The sequence below is a fragment of the Methanospirillum sp. genome (assembly GCF_035560735.1).
GTDB lineage: Archaea > Halobacteriota > Methanomicrobia > Methanomicrobiales > Methanospirillaceae > Methanospirillum.
The window spans coordinates 1-3,499 of the sequence record NZ_DATMYY010000103.1 but is presented as its reverse complement, the minus strand read 5'-3'; the positions used below and the strand labels follow the sequence as shown (position 1 = coordinate 3,499).

Annotated in this window: 3 protein-coding genes; 1 reads left to right on the top strand and 2 read right to left on the bottom strand. The window is 43.3% G+C overall.

The genetic code is table 11. The annotated features are described in order from the left end of the window. Positions 1 to 424 precede the first annotated feature (424 nt). On the bottom strand, positions 425 to 703 hold the full coding sequence (locus tag VN429_RS03350; RefSeq protein ID WP_325629783.1) for a hypothetical protein: 279 nt from the start codon (positions 701 to 703) through the stop codon (positions 425 to 427). A 221-nt stretch (positions 704 to 924) separates the two neighbouring features. Between VN429_RS03350 and VN429_RS03345 the strand changes: the two genes are divergently transcribed. After that, entirely contained in the window at positions 925 to 1,977 is a 1,053-nt protein-coding gene (locus VN429_RS03345) for a virulence RhuM family protein (RefSeq protein WP_325629781.1), read from the top strand. A 116-nt stretch (positions 1,978 to 2,093) separates the two neighbouring features. Here VN429_RS03345 and VN429_RS03340 read toward each other — a convergent pair. Continuing rightward, the coding region (locus VN429_RS03340; protein ID WP_325629779.1) for a hypothetical protein at positions 2,094 to 3,499 on the bottom strand (1,406 nt) is incomplete at its 5' end.

Here is a 3,499-nt window from a genome sequence, read left to right as displayed (position 1 = left end):
ACACAACCCACACTGGACCTTTGTATCAAGACAATATCATTTCAGATATTCCTACAGTCATCATCGATGATCAGAACACTGCTCCCATTCACGAACCTGAAACCGAATTGGTATCAGCCCCATTTCAAACAGACAGTGAATTTACCTAATTCTCATCATTATACCATTAGACCACCAGTAACATGGTTAGAGAACTTTACCTCTCGCCAAAAAAAGACCTTTAAAATTCGGAGACTGAGGAAATATTTTGATATCTTACACGATCGTTATGTATCACATCTAACAGATGGGCAAATTGGAAATCAAATTTACAATTTGTCCAACCCACAAATCAGACGTTCGATTACATCACATTATTCCTGAAATATATGATAATAAACCGGAATAGGAACGGAATAAAAGATAAAAACCAGGGAAAATTTGGTTACTTTGCTTTCATTGTATGAAAATCATAATCAGGAACATAGTCTTTTACTTCGTTTAACCTGGTACTGCCCGAAACCGTTACAGGAATCTCCATCATCGTATAGAATTCATCGAGACTCATCCCAACATACGTTGCCCCTTCCTCAATCGTCATAGATCCTTTGAGATCAATCAAATTCAGATAATTACCGCCTTCCTGGACACTCTCTAATGACGGAACTGTCACCTGTATGAGGCCGACAGTATAGAGAAAGCCATCGTTCCAATAAAAATACAAACTGTACCAACCACAAAGAACAGGGCCAGCCCTTCTCAATCATCTGGGACCGGCATATGAAGAATACCTAAAAGAGACTGGGAGAGTGATACCATATCTATTAACTACCGCAATTTGAACTCTATACCCTGGAAGGGCTCAGAAGTATCTGAATAGAGAACTCCTTATGCTCACAATTTCAGATCTTACCATATATTCCCGAAATTTCAGCGGAGGATCTGATGACCAATCATGTGAAGAAACTTATCAGGAATAGCACTGCTGACTTTCTCATCTTCACTTTGGAATCAGGTGAGGAAAGTATAGAGGTACGGTATGAGGATGAAACAGTCTGGTTGAGTCAGAAAATGATGGAACGTCTCTTTGACGTCACTCAACCGACCATAAGTGAGCATCTTACCAGCATCTATGAGAGTAGGGAATTAACCCGGGAAGCAACGTATCGGAAATTCCGATTAGTTCAAAAAGAAGGAAATCGGGATGTTTCGAGAAATATCGACTATTATAATCTTGATGCCGTAATTTCCATAGGGTACCGGGTAAACTCCATCCGTGCAACACAGTTTCGTCAGTGGGCAACCCGGGTGCTCAGACAGTTTGCAATAAAAGGATATGTCCTTGATAAAAAACGGCTAGAGAACGGAAATTTTCTCGGAGAAGACTATTTTGAGCATCTCCTTGCAGAAATCCGTGAAATTCGGCTGAGTGAAAGGCGATTTTACCAGAAAATAACCGACATTTATGCAACCAGCATTGACTATGATAGAACTGCCCCAACCACCCGTGAATTCTTTGCCACTGTGCAGAATAAACTTCATTATGCCATCCATGGTCACACCGCTGCAGAATTAATAGTCACCCGGGCAGACAGCAATCGGGGTCATATGGGCCTGACCACCTGGGAGAATGCACCTGAAGGGAAAGTGGTCAGGACTGATATTAATATTGCAAAGAATTATCTAACCTCTGAAGAACTCGGATCACTTGGCAGAATCGTTAACGCCTGGCTTGACCTTGCAGAAGAGCGGGCACGAAGACGTATTCCAATGACGATGGAAGATTGGACATCACGCCTGGATCAGTTCCTCACCTTCGATGATCGGGAGATTCTCGTGGGAAGTGGAATAGTCAGTGCAGAACAGGCAAAAACACATGCAGAATCTGAATATGAAAAGTACCGCATTGTTCAAGACAGATTGTTTGTGAGTGATTTTGACCGACTCCTAAAAGAGTCAGATGGAAAAAGAGAGGACGAAGAGCGTTATGACAGATAGAACGGGAGGGGGGATGAATCTGCAATGATAGCAGGGTATCAACATCGGCAACATGGGGGCCGGAATAATATTACGATTCCTGGCTTTCTGATGAAACCTGTTCGAAAAAATGACGATCAGGGGGTAATTTTCATTGCCCGGTCATACACAAGTTCACTCCATGCCGGACTGATGCCGGTTTCAGGCTCTACATACGCCCGGTAACCAACAAAGCATGGTTCATCAGGTTCAATTCCTGAAACCCCGACTCCGGACTTAATAACAGATGTTGTGTTTTTGCCATCATCTTTCCGGGATATTTTTGCTACATAGAGGTACTTTGCATTCGGATTATTTGGCAGATATTCTTCTGCAGAACCAGTATAATCCTTGTTTGAAAGACCACCGATTCCATTGAGTGCCCAATCCCCATAAAGGCCGAAGTTTGCATAGGTGGCCTTCCCTGTTGCAGCATGGTTCACACCATATACAATAATCTCTTCTCCCGGTTTATCTCCAAGAGTTGTTTCAGTTGTATTGAGATAGACAGTATCTCTGCTTTCTCCAAGTACATCAATACCACGCTGAATGGCATCATATCCATCAAAAAGCCAAACTTTTGTGGTTAGATCTTCAACATGATCCGTTCCATGCCGGGATATGATGGCTTCCCGAAGTTCTTCCACATCCTTCATCAGGTTCAGTTCCCTGGTCTCTCCGGTGCCCCTGGGAATAAGATTTGGAACCTCATAATAATCAGGTTCAGACTCATTTTCAGGAGTCAGCCGGTATACAACACCGGGTGTACTGTTCATGTAGGCATTTCCTTCGGTCTCATTGTGAAAGAGTGCGACCCGGTGCAGAGAATTTATCGTATCTGTCTTGCTGTCAAGCCCTAAGTGGACAAGCGGTCCGGGAACTGTCAGGGTATGAATAATATCCTCTGGATAGCCAGCCGAAACAAGAGCATCACGTGCTTTCTGGTCAGCGTTTTTATCAGCGGCTAATATCACAATAATTGGCTTTGAGAAAACACCAGACTGATACGCAGGTTCAGCTTTCAGTCGATCCAGATTGATCGTATCCTCGAGGCTTGCATACACCCGGCGATGCTCATCGGTGTCAGGGAAGTATCTGACACTGAGGAAGTCAGCATAACTAAAATATTCACATACCGGTGGTGTTATCCCGACATAGACGAAAGCCTCATCGGGCCTCATGTGGAAATCAAGCCACAACCCCGCATTTTCCGGTTCAATGGGTGCATCAGAGAGTGAATTGTTGCACGTCTGTCCTGGAGCTTTTGGAACCTTGAACGTCATATACGGTGCAGTGGGATTATTTCCATAGCAGGATGGAGATACTCCGGCATTATACATGCCCAGGACGTTCACCGCCTCCATTTTTCCTTCATTCACTTGAAATCCTGCATTTTCAAATGCCTGGATTGTTGCATTTTTGTTGACCGGTATTGTATCTGCCAGAGCAGGAGCAAGTAAAAAAACCGTTAAAACAAAAAATATGATGACATTTTTAAAAAAAT

Excerpts from the sequence above, each read along its gene's own strand:
- VN429_RS03345 (WP_325629781.1), top strand. The coding sequence starts at position 925 with ATGACCAATCATGTGAAGAAACTTATCAGGAATAGCACTGCTGACTTT.